Raw genomic sequence first — 20,470 nt, forward strand, 5'->3', positions numbered from 1 at the left:
GTTTTACAATGATTTATGAAACTGCTACCGGTGTTATTACCGGTGCATCCTCAGCAGCAGGTTGCCGGGTAAAGCGTGTCAGCATTACGATGCAGGAGATAGCTATCACTACATAACCGATATACGTGAACGCCTGTACGTAACTGATGCTGTCTGATTTGAACAGGAAGCCGAACAACATGCCGCCCAGGTTACCACCTGCACCAACAATGCCGCTTACCAGTCCTGCATTTTTTTCATTGATAAAAGGCACAATGCCGTAAGTAGCGCCATTGGCCATTTTCAGGAAAAGCGCAAAGCTCAGCATAGCAATGATGGCCACTATCAGCGAGCCGGCCTGTGCAAATAATAATAAACCAATACCTTCCGCCAGCAGCATCAGGGCCAATAACCATCCTTTTCCTCTCATGCCAAACCTGGCGCCTGCTTTGTCTGAAATAATGCCGCCCAATGCCCGTGCAAACAGGTTCATAAAACCAAAGATGCCGGCCCAGAACCCCGCGCTGCCCTGCGAAAGTTGAAAAGTATCTACAAAATGTAAGGACGCTACGTTGTCGAAAGTGATCTCCATTCCGAAACACATGCCATATGCCAGTGTAAGCGCCCAGATGCGCCAGTCGCCCAACACAGACCAATCCGTTTTATTATCTTTCTTATTATAACCTATCTCATCAAAGTTACCGTTAGGCGTATCTTTTGTATAGCGGTAATACAGGTACGCTACACCCAGCATCATCAAACCCGGCAGTATCATGGCATACCGCCATGCTTCATGTTTAGTGTAACCAAAACCAACAATCGCAGCAAATATCACCGGCATCACCATGTTGGTAACGCCTCCGCCCAGGTTGCCCCAGCCACCGGTAATGGCATTGGCGGTGCCCTTGATGGCAGGGGCAAACATAAGGGAGGTGTGAAACTGCGTAATAACGAAAGAACCTCCGATAACGCTGATGGCTAAACGGAACAGCAGAAAGGAGGTGTAGTCTTTTGATAATCCTACCAGGAATACAGGCAAGGAGCCCAGCAATAGCAGTCGGATAGCGGTTTTGCGGGGCCCCCAGGTATCACAGAGCCGGCCAATGATCAGCCTTGCTATGATGGTGCCGGATACGGAAGCAATAATGATATTACCTACCTGCGATTTGGTTAATCCGAGATCTGCACGGATGGTAGGCATCAGCGGCGCTAATCCGAACCAGCCAAAGAAGCAGACAAAGAACATCAGCCACGTAATATGAAACGTGCGCATCTGTATGGTATCAACACTGAATATTTTTAATTTCTCTAAAGGAGCAGCCATGTGTAATGTTTTACAGGTTATTTAATCAGGAATTCAGGACGGATGTTAACCGAGATATACGCCCAGTTACTGTTCGGCGAAGCGTTTTTTACATTTTTAACAGTAGGGGAAGACAGGGTGGCAGTACTCCAGAAGTGGCTGTAGCCTGCTTCTAGTCCTATCATCCTGGTAAGCGTGTAATTTGCTGTTACATCTGCTTCCGTTCCAAACTGTTTATTCATGCCGGTTACATCTGCGGCACTGAAAAACTCATGTACATCGCCGGTTAATGCCCACCTGGCGCCCGGTTTCAATTTTGTTTTTACATAATAATCCTGTAGTCCTTTATTGCCAAAACCGCTGGCTACATAGAAGTAATCCATATTACCCCAGAACTTATGCGGTGTGCCGTACAGCGGGTCAAAATCAGGGCTGGTGTAATCTGCTCCTGCGCCTGCGCTGAATACTTTATTCACACTGTAAAAGAAGGAGCCGGAGAGTAAACTGCCGCTCACCGTTTGTCCGTTCCCGTTGGTACCAAACTGGTGATACGCGGCAGCTGTATAGGTAAATCTGTTGAACGCCTGTGTATAAAATAATCCCGTGGTCATGCGGGTGTTCACGGCTCCTTCATAGGTTTTCACCGCTACATGTTCCACGCTGTCGATATGATATTTTGAAAACTGGTCGGCCAGGAAAAGAAAAGATAAGTTCCCTTTGTTCAGTTTCCTGGATACATATGCATACTCCAGGCTTTTGTACATATTCCCGCCATTGGTATTGGCTGTATAGTTGCCCGGAGGTGTAGCATTGTAAATACTGCCGCTGGCATTTTCTTTATTCTGGTTGAAAGCTGCGCCTATGTGGAAGATCCAGGCATTGCTTTCGTACTTTAATACCGCTGCATCATGCCGGCGACCCTGCTGCAGCCAATCGAGGTTTCCCAACAGGCGGCTGTCGTCGTACACCAGCTCCTGCCGGCCAATTTTCAGCGAAAGACTTTTATTTTTCACCACTGTGTCTGTCAGTAATATTTCCGCCCACGCTTCATGCAGCATAAACCCGTTGTTATCCGGGGTAGTGGTGCGGTTAATAGTAGATCCGTCCTGTCCCCAAACGCGTACATCCTGCACCGTTAATCCCAGCTTGATGCGGTAGGCGCTGAATCCGGCCATTAACCGGGTACGCTGGGAAGTGAAAAAGGCGGGCGCTGCGCCCTCAGGTTGGGGGGACCCTTGTCCGTTACGTAGCTCGGTGCGGGTTCTGAGTTGTGCGCCGAGTGTGAGCTGGGCATAACCGTACTGCGATAACAACAGTCCGGGTAGTATCAATGATACCTTGCCTGGAAACCATTTTTTCATGTAACTTTGGTTGATTTTGAATGAGCCAATCATCTCAGGTCAGAAACCCGGTTAGCCTGCCAGCTGCCGGGTTTCGTTTATTATATTATGCGCCGGCCATTTCCATCTCAGCTGTTACGCCTATATATACCATGTCATCCACGATTTTTACAGGGTAGGTAGTGAGGGAACATTCGTGCTCGTCTGACAGGCAACGGCCGTCTTTCAGTGAGAATGTTTTTTTATGAAAAGGACAGGCTACTTTAGGCTCATCTTTTACGGTGCCGGTCATGCCACGGCTGAGCGCCATCTGCTGGCGGTGCGGGCAAAGGTTCTGGGTGGCATACCATTCATTTCTGCGGGCAAAAAAGAACAGGGCTATCTGCTCCTCTTTATACTTTACGCAAACGCCGCCATTGGTAGGTACATCTGATGTTTTGCAGGCAAGGAACCAGCTGATGGTAGTTGTGTGAGTAGTAGACATAGCAGTGTATTTTGTGTAAAGAATTTATTTCCATTCCGCAGCCCTTTTCTGGGCGCGCATTGATTCAAATTTTACGGTCGGATCTTTGTCGGCCGGGGCATTTACAAAGTGGGAGAAACGCTTGCGCAGCTCAGGGTTTTCCACCACTTCCCTCCATTCGCATTTGTAGTTATCTACGAGGAACTGCATTTCTGTTTCAAGCTGGGCGGCTATACCAAGACTATCATTCACCACTACATTGCGTAAATAATCCATGCCACCGTCCAGTTTGTTGAGCCAGGTGGCTGTACGTGTCAGCGGATCAGCCGTTTTAATATAGAACATCAGGAAGCGGTCTATATATTTGATGCAGGTTTCGCTGTCGATATCTGAAGCCAGCAATTGTGCATGCTGGGGCTTGGAGCCACCGTTACCGCATACATAAAGGTTCCAGCCTTTTTCGGTGGCAATAATGCCAAAGTCTTTGGATTGTGCCTCTGCGCATTCGCGGATACAACCCGATACGGCCGATTTAATTTTATGCGGCGCCCGCAGGCCGCGGTAACGTTCTTCTATCCGGATGGCAAAGCTCACACTGTCGTGCAGTCCGAAGCGACACCAGGTGGAGCCTACGCAGCTTTTTACGGTGCGGAGCGCTTTACCGTAAGCATGACCGCTTTCAAAACCCGCTGCAATCAGTTCTTCCCAGATATTGGGCAGGTCGCTGAGGTGTGCGCCAAACAGGTCGATGCGCTGTCCGCCGGTGATTTTCGTATAGAGATTATATTTAGTGCCTATCTGGCCGATCACTACCAGTTTCTCCGGTGTGATTTCCCCTCCCGGTATCCTTGGAACCACGGAATAGGTACCACCTTTCTGGATATTGGCAAGGTAGCGGTCATTGGAGTCCTGTGCAGTATCATTGCCTTTATCAAGGATCATATCGTTCCACAAACTGGCCAGGATGGAGGCTACCACTGGTTTGCACACCTCGCAGCCTTCCCCGTCGCCATAATGGTCCAGCACCTCATCAAAGGAACGGAGCGACTTTACCTTAATAAGATCCAGCATTTCCTGGCGGGAGTAGGGAAAGTGCTCGCACACCACGTTGCGGATATATTTGCCCTGTGCTTTCATGGTGGCGGTGATCAGGTCTTTCACCATAGGAGTGCATCCACCGCAGCAGGTACCGGCTTTGGTACATTTCTTTACTTCGTCCAGTGTTTCAAATCCGTCGGTTACTGCCTGGCAGATAGTGCCTTTGCTTACACTTTCGCAGCTGCAGATCATTGCTTCATCGGGAAGGGCTGTAACGCCGGCGCCCGTATCAGCGCTGCCGCTCCTGTTGCCCAGGAGCAGGTCTTCCGGGTTTGCAGGTAACGGCAATTTGTTTTTAGTGGTTTGCAGCAGCATGTTGTAAGCCGCTGCATCGCCTATCAGGATGCCGCCCAGGAGGAACTGGCCGTCTGTAGTAATATTGATCCTTTTATAAGTGCCTTTGAACTTATCTTCAAATACAATGCTGTGGCAGTTTTCAGGATCAGAGAAAGGATCTCCGAAGCTGGCTACATCTACCCCGATGAGCTTTAACTTGGTGCTCATATCAAAGCCGATGAAGGCTTTGGCTTCACCGGTGATATGGGAGGCGGCCACTTCTGCCATTTCATAGCCCGGGGCTACCAGGCCATAGATCATGTTGTTGTAAAGTGCGCACTCGCCAATGGAATATATAAAGGAGTCGCTTGTCTGCATTTGTTCGTTTACCACGATGCCGCCGCGCGGGCCAACGGTAAGACCAGCCGCACGTGCCAGTTCGTCGCGCGGTTTAATACCGGCAGACACTACCAGGATGTCTGTTTCCAGGATGGTATCATCGGAGAACTGTAAGCCGGTTATGGCATCATCACCCAGTACTTCCCGGGTATTTTTGCCTGTTAGTACTTTCAGCCCCAGGCCTGCCAGTTTGTTTTGCAGGATAGTAGAGCCCTGTTCATCTATCTGGCGGGGCATAAGACGGGAAGAGAACTCCACCACATGCGTGTTATTAATACCGAGGTCAAGGAGGGCTTTGGCGGCTTCCAGTCCCAGCAATCCACCGCCTATCACGGCGCCGCTGCGGGCATTGGGCGCATAGTCCTTCATCATTTCCAGGTCTTCTATGGTGCGGTAAATAAATACGCCTTTTTTATCCATGCCCGGTACCGGTGGTACAAAAGCGGCGGATCCGGTGGCAATTACCAGGTAGTCGTAGTTTTCCACAATGCCCTTATAGGACTGTACCGTTTTCTGGGTGCGGTCAATCTGTAGCACCGGGTCGCCCAGGTGCAGCCGTATTCCCTGCTCCACGTACCAGTCGGCCGTAGCTAGCAGTAGATCATCGGCTGTTTTGCCGTCAAACCAGGAAGTAAGATGTACACGATCGTAAGCGGGACGGGGTTCTTCTCCAAATACAACCAGTTCTATCGGGGTATCGGCAGATTTGGAAAGGATCTTCTCACAAAATTTGTAGCCCACCATACCGTTTCCTATAACTACTATTTTCATTCGACTATATTTAAGGATCAGAAAACTTGAATTATATTATAATTTATTTAATATAATATTATTTCTTGCTTTGGAGATGATTTTTAGCGGAGGTGTATGATGTTGGTTATAAAATTAAGCGTTTTTGTTTTAATTTTATGTATGATTCAATGTTAAATCATCACATAATTTTAAATACAATATGTATGCAGGCATCATATCCATCTTTATCTTTAGTAGGAGCAGGGCCCGGAGATCCCGAAATGATCACGCTGAAAGCGATCAACACCATCCGGCAGGCAAACGTTATATTATATGATGCGTTGGTAAATGAATCTTTGCTGACGTACGCCTCGCCGGGAGCGATAATTAAGTTCGTAGGCAAAAGATATGGTTGCCATGCTTTGTCGCAGCAGGAGATTAACCACCTGATCGTGGAAATGGCACAGGCTCATGGCCATGTTGTAAGGCTTAAAGGTGGGGATCCCTTCGTGTTTGGCAGGGCGGTAGAAGAAATCGAAGCTGCCCGTAAGCATGGGATCAAGGTAGCGGTGATACCAGGCATCTCCAGTGCGGTGGCCGTACCGGCGTCACAAATGATACCGCTTACCTGCAGGGGGATCGCAGAAGGCTTCTGGGTAACCACCGGTACTACACAATCCGGCGATATCTCAAAAGATATAGCGCTGGCAGCCCAATCCACTGCTACTGTAGTGATCCTGATGGCTATGAGTAAACTGGAGGGCATCATGGACATTTTCCAGGCGCATGGTAAAGCAAACACTCCGGTAGCCATTATCCAGGACGGCACCACACCGCAGCAGAAAATGGTAACCGGCACCGTAAAGGATATTGCATGGCGCGCCCAGGCAGCCGGTATGGGCAATCCTGCTATTATAGTGGTAGGGGAGGTAGTAAAACTGCAATCCCTGCTGGCAAACGAAACATTACAACAATTACAAAACAGTAGTATCATACATGAAGAAAGACAAACAGGGCTGTGATGGTAAAACCTGTCTCCTTTGCCGGTTATCCCTGAAAGAATGGGCGCCCGCAACAATGCTGCACCGCAAAAATTTTATGCTGAACAAAGGAGAAACCCTGTTTAGAGAAGGTGATAAGGTAGAAGGCATCTACTTTATCTATGAGGGCCGCATGAAAGTACATAAACACTGGGGGCCTGATAAAGAGCTTATCGTCCGCTTTGCACAAAAAGGCGATATCGTTGGCCACCGCGGTATAGGCGGCACTGAACATTTTTATCCCATCTCTGCTACTGCGTTGGAACCTGTAAAAGTTTGCTTTGTAGAGATGGATTTCTTCCAGGCATCTCTCAAAATCAATCACGACCTGCTGTACGAGCTAATGCTGTTCTATGCACAGGAACTGCAAACCTCCGAAAAACAGATGCGCAACCTGGCGCATATGTCTGTGAAGGGCCGTATGGCCAATGCACTGCTGTTGCTGCAGCAAAAGTTTGGCTTTAACAAGGATGGTTTTATTGACCTGGCGCTCAGCAAACAGGACCTTGCCTCCTATATCGGCGCCACGTATGAAACCACGTTCCGGGTATTGAATGAATTGATAGAAGAACGAATGGTGGCGGTTTCAGGAAAAAATATCACTATCCTGAATGAAAATAAATTATTGCGCCTCACGGAAATCAGTTAGCATCAGGCGATATATTTGCGCAGCTTCTTCTCGCTTAATATGGTAATGGCACGCCCTTCTACAGTGATCAGTTTCTCTGCAATAAACTCCTGCAAATTGCGGTAAATCGTTTCATAGGTAGTGCCTGAAAAAGAGGCCAGGTCCTGCCTGCTGATAGTGAAATGAAGCGCTTTGTGCAAGCGGCTCAGTTCCAGCAAAGCATCTGCCAGCCTGCTTTTTACATCCATGTGCACCAGGTTGCGCATTTTCCTTTCCGCTTCCTGCAATTCATCTGCATAAAATTGCATCAGCTTCAGCGACAGGTTGGGATTTACTTTCAACGACGCTTCAAAGAACGCCAGCTCCGTATAACATACCGTGGTGTCTTCCACAGCGGTAGCCGAAACAGTGTACAGGCGCTCCCCACTACCCAGGCCACGATGCCCCAGGATATCGCCCTGTTGCGCAAAGCGGACGATAAGCTCTTTATCAGGCCCCCATTGTTTATGCACCTTCACTTTTCCATCATACAAAAAAAAGATCCCTTTCACCGGGCTGCCTTCCTGGAAAATGGTTTCATTTTTCTTAAAAAAAAGATGTTGCCTGTGATCCGATACTGCCGCAATCCATTCTGGAATACTGTGCTGGCATAAAAAACACGTCTTTAAATCGCAGTTTCCGGCTTTTTTCATGATTGCAATACTAGTGTTTTTTTGGGTTTTCGGAATAAAAAATAGGTTTTAATATGATTTAGATCATATTTTTGCAGTTGAAAAGAATAAATTATCGTCACTTTATATAGTATGAATCATAAAAAAGAGCAAAAATTTGCCGGGAACATGTCACGGAGAGTATTTTACCTTAGTCTCCAGGCATGTATCAACGCGCTGGCCATCGGCGTAGTGGCAAAAGCACTGGTGTTGCTTATCAGTCTCATTACCAACCTCTCGTTTTACGGTAAATTTTCATTTGAAGAAGCAGGGCCGGCGGGAAACCAGCTGGGCATCCTGGTTATTGCAGTCCCTATCATCGGTAGCCTCCTGGTGGGCGTGATGGCCCGTTTCGGCAGCAAAGCGATCCGTGGCCACGGTATCCCCGAAGCCATGGAAAACATTATTGACAACGAAAGCAAGATCCCGCCTGTAATCACATTACTAAAGCCTATCTCGGCCGCTATCTCCATCGGCACGGGTGGCCCCTTTGGTGCGGAAGGCCCCATTATCGCCACAGGTGGCGCTATCGGCTCCTTCACCGGGCAGGTGATCCATATCTCTTCCTCAGAAAGAAAGGTATTGCTGGCAGCCGGCGCCTGCGCTGGTATGGCGGCTATATTCGGAAGCCCGCTGGCAGCTATCCTGCTGGCCATCGAGCTGCTGTTGTTTGAATTCTCTCCCCGTTCGGTGATACCTGTAGCTATTGGCTGTATCACCGGCGCCGGTATGCATATCCTGCTGTTCGACAGCAACCCGGTTTTTGCCATGCCGGATATTCCTGCCGTTACTGATATTGCCCTGGTCACCTATGTGCTGATGGGTGCTATAGTAGGTGTGGTGGCCGCTTATGTGTCGAAGTCCGTTTATTTCGTGGAAGACCTGTTCGAGAAACTGCCCATCCACTGGATGTGGTGGCCGGCGCTGGGTGCCATTGCCGTAGGTGTGATCGGCTACTTTGCCCCGCATACCATGGGCGTTGGCTATGATAATATTAAAACGTTGCTTACCGGTACTGCGCCAATGGCCCTGCTGGTATCATTATGTGTGCTTAAATATTCCTCCTGGGTGATCTCCCTGGGCAGCGGTACTTCCGGCGGAACACTGGCGCCCCTGTTCACTATTGGCGGCGCTTTCGGTGCATTGCTGGGCGTAGCGGTTTTGCAGATATTTCCCGGCAGCGGTATCAATATCGCTACAGCGGCGCTCATAGGTATGGCCGCCATGTTTGCCGGCGCTTCCCGCGCATTGCTCACTGCTATCGTATTTTCACTGGAAACCACCGGGCAAACCCATGGCCTCCTGCCGCTCATCGGCGCCTGCACAGCCGCTTATTTCGTGTCGTTCTTCCTGATGAAAGGCAGTATCATGACCGAAAAGATCCGCCGGAGAGGCGTAGCCACCCCGGAAGAGTATATGCCGGATATGATGCAGCTGATCAATGTGGCTGCCGTAACTGTTAAGCCTGTTGTTATGCTGCAGGAAAACTTTACCCTGGCGCAGGCTTACCAGCAGCTACAAAGCAACGCTGCCTACAACTACCGCTTCCTGCCGGTAACGGATACGGAGGGGCACTTCAAAGGATATATTAACAGGCAACAGTTGTCGGCCGCCGGTACTACACCGCTAAGGGAACACCTGGAGCCATCTGCACCTTACCTGTATCCTGCTGATAATATCAGCCTGGTAACTGAGCTTTTCGACAACTATCCACCGGATATCCTGGCTGTGCTGGGCCCGGAAAAGAAATTAAATGGTATTGTGACCGCAGATGCGGTGTTGAAAACGTACAGCGAACGCCGTAAGGCAGCTGAAAAATATCATTCTGCTTTTTATGGTAATACCCGCCTGCTGCGATTAATGGCAAGGGGTAAACGCTTGCTGGCAAGATCTTAACCTGCCGACATAACGGTTGAAATACGGGTCTGCCCTTTTTGGGGCGGGCCTTTTTTTATTCGCGGTAAAATATTCCGCTGCGATGCCCGTCTTCGTATAAAAGCTTCTTAACTTTAATACATGCAGCGGAAATTATCTTCTATCGAAGAAAGAATACAACAATCGCAGAACTTCCGGAACGGCGCGTTCCAGAACCTCTCCCTTACGCCTATGAAGCCGGAGAATGTTACCTATTTTACCATGCTGCGTAAAATGCTGCGGCGCCCGGCAAACACAAGACCGCCGGGACCCATGCCTACCGTGCATACCGACCTCAGGGCATTGTATTCGGAAAAGCCCGTGGTTATCTGGTTTGGCCATTCCTCCTATCTTATCCATGTAAAAGGATTTAATATACTGGTAGATCCCGTGTTCAGCGGCAGCGCATCGCCCATGTCATTTATGGTAAAGGCATTCCCCGGTGCAGATGTCTATACACCTGCAGATATGCCGGAAATAGACCTGATGATCATCACCCACAATCACTATGATCATCTCGATAAAAAAACACTGGCAGCATTGAAACCCCGCACCAGACAAATATATACAGGGTTAGGCGTGGGCCGCGATCTGCAGCATTGCCTGGCAACGGGCAACAACATCACGGAGATGGACTGGTGGGAAACCCGTGAAATAGCAAAAGAGATCGTTCTAACGGCTACGCCTGCACGGCACTTTTCCGGCCGTGGGCTTAAAAGAGGCGGTAGTCTCTGGTCTTCTTTTGTACTGGAAATTTTCGGGTATAAGATTTTTATCGGGGGAGACTCCGGGTACGACACACATTTCAAAGCCATTGGCGATAAATTTGGTCCCTTTGATCTGGTGATCCTGGAATGTGGACAATACAACGATTACTGGCCTTTCATCCATATGAAACCGGAAGAAACCGTGCAGGCGGCTATAGACCTGCAGGCAAAAGCCCTGCTACCGGTACACTGGGGCAAATTTGTACTGGCTATGCATGCCTGGAACGATTCTCCGGAAAGAGCCACTGCAGCCGGTGAACAAAGAGGCCTGCTGGTAACCACTCCCCGTATAGGAGAACCGGTAACGGTAGGCGCACATTATCCGCAGGAACACTGGTGGGCAAACGCCTGATCCGGAAGCGCAACATCTTCACAATATCTTCACCGGGTGCATGAAATAAACGGGTGCTCCCGGTGAGCTGCTTTCCGGCAGTTTACCCCATAGCAGTGCGGTATCCATTACATCGCACTTAATAAAATCCACCAACAACTTACAGGCATCATTATCTTCATAGATCTGCTGCTTTTCCGGGCAGGACGTGGAAAGAACTGTCACTTTCGGAGTCATCCTGAGCTGTACCTGTACTAAAGCTAATATTGCGCAATGCATAGCTATAGCAGGGTTATTTTAATATGAAACGCGCATAAACGGTTCATAATAAGGTATCTTTAATAAACAAAATGGTAGCATCATTGTTTCACTAAATGTCAACAACTCAGATTATGCAGCCACGTATCGCATCTCTCAGCAAACTGGAACAGGACGGAAGAAAGATCTCCCGGTTGCCTTTCTCGATCAGGATCTTACTGGAAAATGTATTGCGGAACCACGACAATTTCGCCATTACTGATGAGCACCTGGAAACACTGGTGAACTGGGATCCGGCGGGAACAGATAAGGAAATACCTTTTAAACCGGCCCGCGTGCTGATGCAGGACTTTACCGGTGTAGCTGCGGTAGTAGACATTGCTTCCATCCGCGCGGAAGTGATCCGTAAGGGTAAAGACGGCGCTAAAATAAACCCGGCTATCCCGGTGGATCTGGTAGTGGATCACTCTGTGCAGGTAGATTTTTTTGGAACAGACTACTCCTATACGAAAAATGTGGCCTATGAATATGAGCGTAATAAAGAACGTTACCAGCTGTTGAAATGGGCGCAACAGGCCTTCGATAATTTTACGGTAGTGCCTCCTGGTATGGGTATCTGCCACCAGGTAAACCTTGAATATCTCGCGAAAGGAGTGATTAACCGTGATGGCTGGCTGTTTCCTGATACGCTGGTGGGCACAGATTCGCATACGCCTATGGTGAATGGTATTGGTGTACTTGGCTGGGGCGTGGGTGGTATCGAGGCGGAAGCAGCCATTTTAGGACAGCCGATTTATTTTACCTGTCCGCAGGTGATCGGGCTGCGCCTCACCGGGCAGCTTACAGAAGGCGTTACGGCTACAGATATGGTGCTTGCCATCACCCAGCGGCTGCGCAAATACGGCGTGGTGGATAAATTTGTGGAAGTGTTTGGCGACGGGCTGGATTTTCTTTCCGTACCGGATCGCGCTACAATTTCTAATATGTCGCCGGAATTTGGATGCACTGCTACCTATTTCCCGATAGACACACAAACGTTGCAATACATGCATCGCACCAACCGCTCCGAAGCCGATATTGCACAGGTGGAAGCCTATTGCAAGGAGAATATGCTCTGGAGGCATGGCAGCGAACAAATCACTTATACAGATATTCTTGAAGTGGACCTGTCGCAGATACAATCTGCCGTGGCAGGCCCCAAGCGGCCACAGGACCGTATCCTGGTGCGTGACCTGCACAACGAATTTGAAACCCTGCTCAGCAAGGAGTTCAAACGCATGTATACGCCAGAAGGAAAACGCCGCGACACTGCATGGCTGGCGGAAGGTGGCTCCGGTACTTCCTTTACATACGAAATACAAAAGCAGGTGGAAGAAGTGGCCGTAGAACTGGATTACCTTAAATCTGTACGCATTAAACTGAAAAATGAAGAATATGTACTGAGTGATGGCGCTATCACCATTGCCGCTATCACCAGCTGTACCAACACCTCTAACCCCAGCGTAATGATAGGCGCCGGACTGGTAGCGAAAAAAGCCATCAGCCGCGGGTTATACGTGAAGCCCTGGGTGAAAACCAGTCTTGCTCCAGGCTCAAGAGTGGTAACGGAATACCTTAAACGATCAGGCTTACTTTCTGAACTGGAAGCGCTGCGGTTTCATATTGTAGGATATGGCTGTACTTCGTGTATAGGTAACAGTGGTCCGCTGCCGCCGGCCATTGCCGAAGCGGTAGAGAAAGGCAACCTGGTGGTGGCATCCGTGTTATCCGGCAACCGTAACTTCGAAGCAAGGGTGCATCCGCAGGTAAAAATGAACTTCCTTGCTTCCCCATTGCTGGTAGTGGCCTATGCTATTGCCGGCCGCATTGATGTGGATATGCTCACGGCCCCGCTGGGCTATGATCCTAACGGAGAACCGGTGTATCTCCGCGATATCTGGCCCACACAGCAGGAAATCAATGATGCGGTGGCTGCTGCTGTAAAACAGGAAGACTTTGAAAATATTTACAAGGTGATATTCGACGGCGACGAACAATGGCAGGGGCTACTGGCGCCCTCCGGAACTAATTATCACTGGAGCAACGATTCTACTTATATCCGCGAAGCACCCTTCTTTAAAGGATTGTCTGAATTTCCACCTCCGGTAGAAGATGTAAAGAATGCCCGCGTTTTACTTAAACTGGGCGACTCGGTGACTACCGATCATATTTCTCCCGCGGGCTCATTCAAACAGGATACCCCTGCCGGCAAATATCTCCTGGACCACGGCATCGATCCGAGGTTATTCAACTCTTATGGCTCCAGAAGGGGAAATCATGAGATAATGATCCGCGGTACCTTTGCCAATGTGCGCATTAAAAATGAGTTGTCGCCCAAAGAAGGCGGTTTTACCACCATCATTCCATCCGGCATGGTGCTGCCCATTTATGATGCGGCTCAGCAATACGCTGCTAAAAAGGTACCCCTTATTATATTGGCCGGGAAAGAGTATGGCAGCGGTTCCTCACGCGACTGGGCTGCAAAGGGCACCAACCTCCTTGGCGTAAAAGCAGTGATCGCGGAAAGTTATGAGCGTATTCACCGCAGCAACCTGGTGGGTATGGGCGTTCTTCCGCTGCAATATATGGAAGGTGAAAATGCAGCCACCCTGAATCTCACCGGAACGGAATCCTATACTATCAGCGGTATCTCCAACGGCCTTGTTCCCAATGAGGTACTAACGGTAACGGCTATCCCGGCAGAAGGGGAGCCCATTATCTTTAAAGTAAAATCAAAATTGAATTCTCTGATTGAGATTGAATATTACCGCCATGGTGGTATCCTGCAGTACGTGTTGAGAGCATTCCTCGAAAAAGCGTAGGAGACCTTCGGTCAAAATCCGCGTTATTTCCCGCGTGAAAATTCCAGTATCTTCCGGCGGTTGCCCACCAGCCACACTACATCTTCCCATTCGAACTCTGTTTCGGAGGCAGGGTTGAGGATCCGCTCACCGCCGCGGGCAATACCTACTACCAGCGCCTGCGTTTTTTCCCGGATGCCGGAACCACGGATGGTTTGCCCTTTGAGGCCATTGTGCTCATCCACCACGATGCTGGTAAGACCAATATTTTCATCGGCCACATCATCACTTCTCTCTACATTCAGGGTGTTTACAACGCGGTTGAATTCCTCCAGCTGTGCTTCAGTACCAATAGCGGTGAGGATATCATGCGGGAATAGTTTTTCATCGCGGGTAGGCGCATAGATGGTTACATTCCCTCTTTTGATGGCGCCTACATTGATGCCGTATTTTTCCCGTAGTTGCAGGTCTATCAGCGGCTTGTCTACCAGGGTAGACCATGGGTCTATTTCTATTTCCGAAACCTGTGCATCCCATGGAAGCAGATCAGCCGCAGTGGCTTTATGATTGGCGGCATCAGCGGTTTCACGGGCATTCAGGTTGGTAAGAAAACGGCTTTCTATGCGGTTGTAATATTTCTGTAATTGTGAGCGCAGTACTATCAACACGCAGGCAAGTATAAAGCCGGTGCCCAGCAATGCCTGCCAGAAGGGAAAGTACTGGTTCACCAGGAAACCCACCAGCAGCACCGCTACCACGTTGCGCACTACTTCCACAACCACTAAGGGGCCATGATTGTATTTGGAGTCGAGCCACAACGCTTTATAAGAATTACTGGAGATCTTCTGTACCATCAGCGCCCAGATAAACGGCGACATCATGGCTATGCCAATGATCACACTCAACAGCTCAGCAAGGAACAGGTTCTTCACATATTTTATAACAAACGGACCTATATAATACGTATTCAGCAGGATGATGGCCAGCATAATCACCGCATTAAGTACGATCACTTTCACATAGCTCCGCAACACAATACGCCAGTCGCTTTCCGCCTGCAAGGTTTGGGAACTGGCGCTATACCGGTTCAGGGCATTCATCCAGCGGGTGGGGATGATCTTCTCCAGCCAGTTATAAAACGGCACGGAAAATTTGATCATGTAAGGCGTGGTAAAAGTAGTGATAGCCGAAACCCCTACTGCTACGGGAAACAGGAATTCGCTGGTTACACCCAGGGAAAGACCCAGCGTGGCAATAATAAAGGCAAACTCACCTACCTGCGCCATGCTCATACCTACCTGTACGGCCTGTTTCAGCGGCTGGCCGGATAGGAGCGCGCCAAGCGCGGTACTGAAAAACTTGCCGGTAATCGTTAACAGTGTTATCCACAATACCGGCCAGCGGTATTCGATGATCATTTCAGGATTAATGAGCATCCCTACAGATACAAAAAAGATAGCGCCAAAAAGATCTTTCACCGGTTGAATGAGATGCTCCACTTTTTCTGAAGAGGTGGTTTCCGCTATAATGGAGCCCATGATAAAGGCGCCCAGCTCTGCAGAGAAGCCCACTTTAGTGGCAAGGATCACCATTCCCAAACAGAGCGCTATACTCAGTATCAGCAGGGTTTCTCCATTCATGTAACGCTCTATTTTTTTGAGTGCGGTAGGCAACAGGAAAATCCCCGCCAGGAACCATACCGCCAGGAAGAACATCAGTTTGGCTATGGTAAACAACATCTCCGTGCCTTCAAACTTACGGCTTACCGCCATGGTAGACAGCAACACCATCATGAGGATCACTACGATGTCTTCTATCACCAATACGCCGAATACAATTTTGGTAAACGATTTTTTCTTGACGCCCAATTCCTCAAATGCACGGATAATGATGGTAGTAGAGGAACTGGCCAGCAAACCACCGAGGAACAGGCTGTCCATAAAGCCCCATCCCATCAGCTTACCGGTGAAGTAACCGGCTACCGTGATAAGTGCTATTTCTACAAACGCTGTAATGGTGGCGGTGCCTCCCACCCGCATCAGCTTTTTGAAACTAAATTCCAGGCCCAGCGAAAATAAGAGGAAAATAACGCCGATCTCGGACCATGTTTTGATGCCTTCCGTATCCCCGATAGTGGGGAATAATTTAAAATTGGGGCCCACTATAAACCCCGCGATGATATACCCCAGCACCATCGGCTGCTTCAGCCTTTTAAACAGTAATGTAATAACTCCCGCCGCTCCTAATATTAAAGCCAGGTCAATGATCAATGATGGTAGATGCATACAGTTTGAATCGATTTAATGTTTCGTGTGATGTACCTTTATGGCGCTGAAAAATCAGCACACATATGTGTCAGGTGCCAGTTTCCGGATCTTTGAATTATTGCTAATATATTGTTTTTCCTGCGGGGAAGCAACATTAAGTTAGGTATAAGGGAACAGGAAGAGGTTATCGCTCCTTTTCTGCCTGTATCTGTGCTACATACCTCGATGGTAGTATACCAAACTGTTTCTGGAAATTCTTTCCGAAATTAGTCAGGGATGCAAAGCCGCAAAGCTCCGCCACTTCATTGATCTTGTATGATCCAGTTGATAACAGGGATGCTGCTTTCTTCAGCCGTGCAATATTGATCAGCTCATGTGGGGTGAGGTCGGATATCGCTTTTATTTTACGGTAAAAAGTAGGACGGCTCATGTTCATAAAGTCCGCCAGCTGCTCTACATCGAGGTCAATATTATTGAGGTGCTGGTTAATCAGGTCGTTCAACTTCTCCAGGAATTGCTCATCTGCACTGGTATACGCCATGCTGCGTAAGTGTACCAGTGGCGTGCTGGCATAGTAGGATTTTATTTTATGACGGTTGCTCAGCAGGCTCGCAATCTGCGCCTGCAGGAATTCAGGGGAGAAGGGTTTTTCAATGTAGGCATCGGCGCCCAGTTCCAGGCCCTCTATTTTTGACTGCATGGTATTGCGCGCGGTGAGCAGGATCACAGGAATATGACTGGATACAAAATCAGATTTAATAATACGGCAAAGCTCAAAGCCATCCATTACAGGCATCATTACATCACTGATCACCAGTTGCACAGGCTGTTCCTGCAATAAAAGCAGGGCGGCCTGCCCGTCGCGTGCAGTGATCACTTTGTATTTATCTTCCAGGTCGTCTGCAATGAAAGAAAGTATTTCTTCATTATCATCAACTAGCAGTATCAGTGGTTTGCTTTCCATTTGCTCAGGTTAAATTCTATTTCCTGGTGAACAGGCAAAGTAAGTGAAAAAACATTTAATGTTCCATCAGTGGATATCAACTCCAGGGTGCCCTTATGCAGCAACGTTAAAGACCTTGATAAGGAAAGGCCGATGCCGGTACCCGATTTGTCTGCAGTTGCCTTTGCGCGGAAGAATGGCTCAAATATTTTTTCCTTCATCTCCGCAGGAATAATATAGCCGTCGTTCTTCACGAGTATGGTAAAAGTAGCGTCGTTCTCACCAACGGGCATCAGGTGTATGGAAGCCCTTGTAGCAGCATACCTGATAGCATTGTTGATCAGGTTGCCTAATATTTTATGTAAAGCCTCACTGTCTACATAGGCAAAAAAGTGCAGGCTGGATAATTCTATTTTGAACCGGATGTCCTGCTGCTCTGCAGCCGGCGTAAACCGTAGGTGATTTTCTTTCAGCAGCTCAGAAATATCAGTGCGCACAAAATTCAGACTGAAACCATTGATCTCAGTTTTGCGGAAGTCGAGCAGCTGGCTGGTAAGCTCCAGTAACCGGTCAGTATTACGTTCCATGATGCGCAGGTTTTTGCGGATCATGGGCACTTCATCCGCCTTCCGGATCACCTTTTCCATGGGACCCTTGATTAATGTAAGCGGCGTGCGGATCTCATGAGCAAGATGCGTAAAGAATTCAATTTTTGCCTGGTATAACTCTTTTTCTTTTTCATGCTCCAGCAACTCCAGCTGCCTTTTTTGTTTTTGCTGCGCACGCTGGTGATAATAGCGGATAATAAGATACGCGAGGCTAACCAGCAGGATAACATACGCAGCATACGCCCAGTAACTGGCCCAGAAGGGCGGCAGTATGGTGATGGTAAGCACACGCGGCGTAATGCTCCAGCTGCCGCCGCTGGCAGCTGCTTTTACCATGAACCGGTAAGTGCCGGGCGACAACTTAGTGAAAAAAGTTTTACGGTTGCTTTCAAGGTAGGTCCAGTCGCGGTCAAGGCCCTCCATCTTATAAGCGTAAGCTGTCATTTCAGGCGACGTATAACTCAGTGCAGCGAAGCTGATGCTGAACGTGGATTGATCATGCGATAATACGATGGTATCTGTAAGAAAGATGGATTTTTCCAGTATATCGCCCACCAATGCTTCTTTATTATACACCTGGAAACCGGTGATATATACGGGGGGCAGGTAACTGTTACGTACAAACGATTCGGGGTTGAAACGGATCAATCCCTTTACACTGCCAAAGTACATATTGCCGCAGCTGTCTTTATAAGCAGAATTATAATTAAACTGGTCATTTAACAGGCCGCTGGCTTTGGTGTATACCACTGCGTTTTCCGTGGCTGGCGTAAAACAGGCAAGCCCTTTGGAAGTGGTTACCCACAGGCGGTCGCTCTGATCTTCCAGGATGCAGAACATCATATTGCTCTGGAAGCCATGCCGTGTTCTGTACGTGGTAAAGTTATCCCGCTGCCGGTTGTATAAACAGAGCCCGTCGTCTGTGGCCAGCCATAAACGGTGTTTGCTGTCTTCAAAGATCCTGTTCACCCTGTTGTTGCTCAGGCTGTTACTGTCGCTGGCATTATGCAGGTAAAGCCCTTTCTTTCCGGTGCGGCGGTTGTAATAATAAAGCCCGTCGCGTACTGTGCCTAGCCATATAGTGCCTTCACTATCCTCAAAAACAGCCGTATAGAAAATATAATGGGGCACTTCCTTCACTCTGTTAAATTCATCACGGTCATGGATATACTCATATAATCCCCAGGTGGTACAAACCAATACATGATCATCGGTTGTGCGCAGCATACTGTAAATAAAGCCGCTGTGCAGCTGGTGGGGGCCATCGCCCGGTGCATAGTGCCGGATAAATTTCCCGCTGGGAATATCCATGATATCCAGGCCATGCTCAAAAGTCCCTATCCAGAGGGAATCTCCTGAAACCATCAGCCCATGCAAATTGGTATGTGATAATCCCGGCGCATGTTTGGCTAAAGGCTTAATAGCAGAAAAACTGCCGTCTGCCGGCGTGAATTTGTTCAACCCTCCGTCTTCTGTGCCTATCCATAAATGGCCATATTTATCGGGATGGATTTCCCTCACTGCGTTACCGCTGAGGGAGGATGAACCGGTTTTCGGAAACAGTTTTTCAAAATATGTATACGGCTGGGGAAAATAATTGGCGCCGCCAAAATAAGTACCTACCCATATACCGCCTTCTTTATCTTTATAAATATTATAGATGGCATTATCAGAAACGGAATAAGGATCATCATAACTTTTTTTCAGGTTGATGACCTTAGCGGTTTTAATATGATAGATGTAAATGCCGGATTCCGTTGCGATCCAGTATTCATCACTGTTTCGTCGGATAATATCTCTTGCATACAATTCTATGCCCGTGGTATCCCTGGTAAAGAAATCTTCGTAGGTACGTGTCCGTGCATTAAACAACTTCAGGCCTTGTCCTGCTGTGCATACCCATACAGTGTCGTTGCCCATAGGCACTATTTTCTGGATGGCGTAAGAATTGGGTTTACCGGAATGGGCAAACAATGAATAGGTGGTAAAATTATTTTTGTTGTAATTGTAGATGCCCATATTTCCACCGCCGGAGGCCAGCCACACACGTCCCCCGCCATCTACGCAAACAGAGGTGGCGTCGGTAAAGCCGGGCACTTCGGTTAAGCTGCCGTTGGCAGGCCGGTAGCGGAACGGGTGCCCTGCGGATACAATCCAGATGTTTCCCTGCCGGTCTTTTGTAATAGAGCGCACTTCCCCCTGTACTTTCCTGTCCAGTTCATGAAACTGCTCATTGCGCGGGTTATACACAAATACGCCTTTGTCGGATCCCACATACAGCATTCCGTCATCGTCCTCGAACAGGCAAAGCACATAATTGCCGCCGATACTTCCAGGCTGCTCTGTTCGCCGGAACACGCGGAAAGTGTAGCCATCGAAGCGGTTTAAGCCATATAATGTTCCAAACCACATAAAACCCTGCTTATCCTGTAAGGTGCAGATAACAGCGTTGTGCGACAGGCCGTTCTCAACCTGGTAATGCACAAAGCCGGGCGACTGCCCGCATAGCGCTTTGCTTGCCAGCAGCAGGATGAACAGTATATAATAACGGACTATTGGCATGTGTTCGTTTAG

14 protein-coding genes are annotated in these 20,470 nt (G+C 48.6%); 5 read left to right on the forward strand and 9 right to left on the reverse strand.

What is annotated here, in order from left to right; all coding sequences use genetic code 11:
* Nucleotides 1-13: 13 nt before the first annotated feature.
* The 4 genes from FN124_RS19775 to nirB form a co-directional block, all read right to left on the reverse strand.
* On the reverse strand, nucleotides 14-1,303 hold the full coding sequence (locus FN124_RS19775) for an MFS transporter (protein WP_142686480.1): 1,290 nt from the start codon (nucleotides 1,301-1,303) through the stop codon (nucleotides 14-16).
* A gap of 17 nt (nucleotides 1,304-1,320) precedes the next feature.
* The gene (locus FN124_RS19780; RefSeq protein ID WP_142686481.1) at nucleotides 1,321-2,643 is read right to left on the reverse strand and encodes an alginate export family protein; all 1,323 of its coding nucleotides are present in this window, start codon (nucleotides 2,641-2,643) and stop codon (nucleotides 1,321-1,323) included.
* A gap of 85 nt (nucleotides 2,644-2,728) precedes the next feature.
* Entirely contained in the window at nucleotides 2,729-3,106 is a 378-nt protein-coding gene (gene nirD, locus FN124_RS19785; protein ID WP_142686482.1) for a nitrite reductase small subunit NirD, read from the reverse strand.
* 24 nt (nucleotides 3,107-3,130) lie between these two features.
* Nucleotides 3,131-5,629 carry a nitrite reductase large subunit NirB gene (gene nirB, locus FN124_RS19790; RefSeq protein WP_142686483.1) on the reverse strand — a complete coding sequence of 833 codons (2,499 nt, stop codon included), beginning with the start codon at nucleotides 5,627-5,629 and terminating at the stop codon, nucleotides 3,131-3,133.
* Between the two features lie 185 nt (nucleotides 5,630-5,814).
* On the opposite strand from nirB, the gene cobA reads away from it, so the two are divergent.
* Nucleotides 5,815-6,612, forward strand: a complete 798-nt coding sequence (gene cobA, locus FN124_RS19795; RefSeq protein WP_142686484.1) for a uroporphyrinogen-III C-methyltransferase — start codon at nucleotides 5,815-5,817, stop codon at nucleotides 6,610-6,612.
* On the forward strand, nucleotides 6,587-7,279 hold the full coding sequence (locus tag FN124_RS19800; RefSeq protein WP_142686485.1) for a Crp/Fnr family transcriptional regulator: 693 nt from the start codon (nucleotides 6,587-6,589) through the stop codon (nucleotides 7,277-7,279). The genes cobA and FN124_RS19800 overlap by 26 nt, the downstream gene beginning before the upstream one ends.
* A 2-nt stretch (nucleotides 7,280-7,281) precedes the next feature.
* On the opposite strand, the gene FN124_RS19805 is transcribed toward FN124_RS19800, so the two are convergent.
* Entirely contained in the window at nucleotides 7,282-7,950 is a 669-nt protein-coding gene (locus FN124_RS19805; protein ID WP_142686486.1) for a Crp/Fnr family transcriptional regulator, read from the reverse strand.
* A gap of 147 nt (nucleotides 7,951-8,097) precedes the next feature.
* Between FN124_RS19805 and FN124_RS19810 the strand changes: the two genes are divergently transcribed.
* Both FN124_RS19810 and FN124_RS19815 read left to right on the forward strand, forming a co-directional pair.
* A complete protein-coding gene (locus FN124_RS19810) occupies nucleotides 8,098-9,864 on the forward strand; it encodes a chloride channel protein (RefSeq protein WP_221887834.1) in 1,767 nt (588 codons plus the stop codon).
* A gap of 120 nt (nucleotides 9,865-9,984) precedes the next feature.
* Nucleotides 9,985-11,001: an MBL fold metallo-hydrolase gene (locus FN124_RS19815; protein ID WP_142686487.1), complete on the forward strand. Its 1,017-nt coding sequence runs from the start codon at nucleotides 9,985-9,987 to the stop codon at nucleotides 10,999-11,001.
* 18 nt (nucleotides 11,002-11,019) lie between these two features.
* Here the strand turns inward: FN124_RS19815 and FN124_RS19820 are convergent, their stop codons facing one another.
* Nucleotides 11,020-11,259, reverse strand: a complete 240-nt coding sequence (locus tag FN124_RS19820; RefSeq protein ID WP_142686488.1) for a hypothetical protein — start codon at nucleotides 11,257-11,259, stop codon at nucleotides 11,020-11,022.
* A gap of 113 nt (nucleotides 11,260-11,372) precedes the next feature.
* On the opposite strand from FN124_RS19820, the gene acnA reads away from it, so the two are divergent.
* Nucleotides 11,373-14,099, forward strand: a complete 2,727-nt coding sequence (gene acnA, locus FN124_RS19825) for an aconitate hydratase AcnA (RefSeq protein ID WP_185937276.1) — start codon at nucleotides 11,373-11,375, stop codon at nucleotides 14,097-14,099.
* A 23-nt stretch (nucleotides 14,100-14,122) separates the two neighbouring features.
* On the opposite strand, the gene FN124_RS19830 is transcribed toward acnA, so the two are convergent.
* The 3 genes from FN124_RS19830 to FN124_RS19840 all read right to left on the reverse strand — a co-directional run bounded on the left by FN124_RS19830 (nucleotide 14,123) and on the right by FN124_RS19840 (nucleotide 20,458).
* A complete protein-coding gene (locus tag FN124_RS19830) occupies nucleotides 14,123-16,363 on the reverse strand; it encodes a cation:proton antiporter (protein WP_142686489.1) in 2,241 nt (746 codons plus the stop codon).
* A 166-nt stretch (nucleotides 16,364-16,529) separates the two neighbouring features.
* The gene (locus tag FN124_RS19835) at nucleotides 16,530-17,309 is read right to left on the reverse strand and encodes a response regulator transcription factor (RefSeq protein ID WP_142686490.1); all 780 of its coding nucleotides are present in this window, start codon (nucleotides 17,307-17,309) and stop codon (nucleotides 16,530-16,532) included.
* Nucleotides 17,291-20,458, reverse strand: coding sequence for a ligand-binding sensor domain-containing protein (locus FN124_RS19840; protein ID WP_185937277.1), 3,168 nt, complete (start codon nucleotides 20,456-20,458; stop codon nucleotides 17,291-17,293). The genes FN124_RS19835 and FN124_RS19840 overlap by 19 nt, the downstream gene beginning before the upstream one ends.
* Nucleotides 20,459-20,470 lie beyond the last annotated feature (12 nt).

Origin of the sequence: Chitinophaga polysaccharea (assembly GCF_902150045.1) — a bacterium.
GTDB lineage: Bacteria > Bacteroidota > Bacteroidia > Chitinophagales > Chitinophagaceae > Chitinophaga > Chitinophaga polysaccharea_A.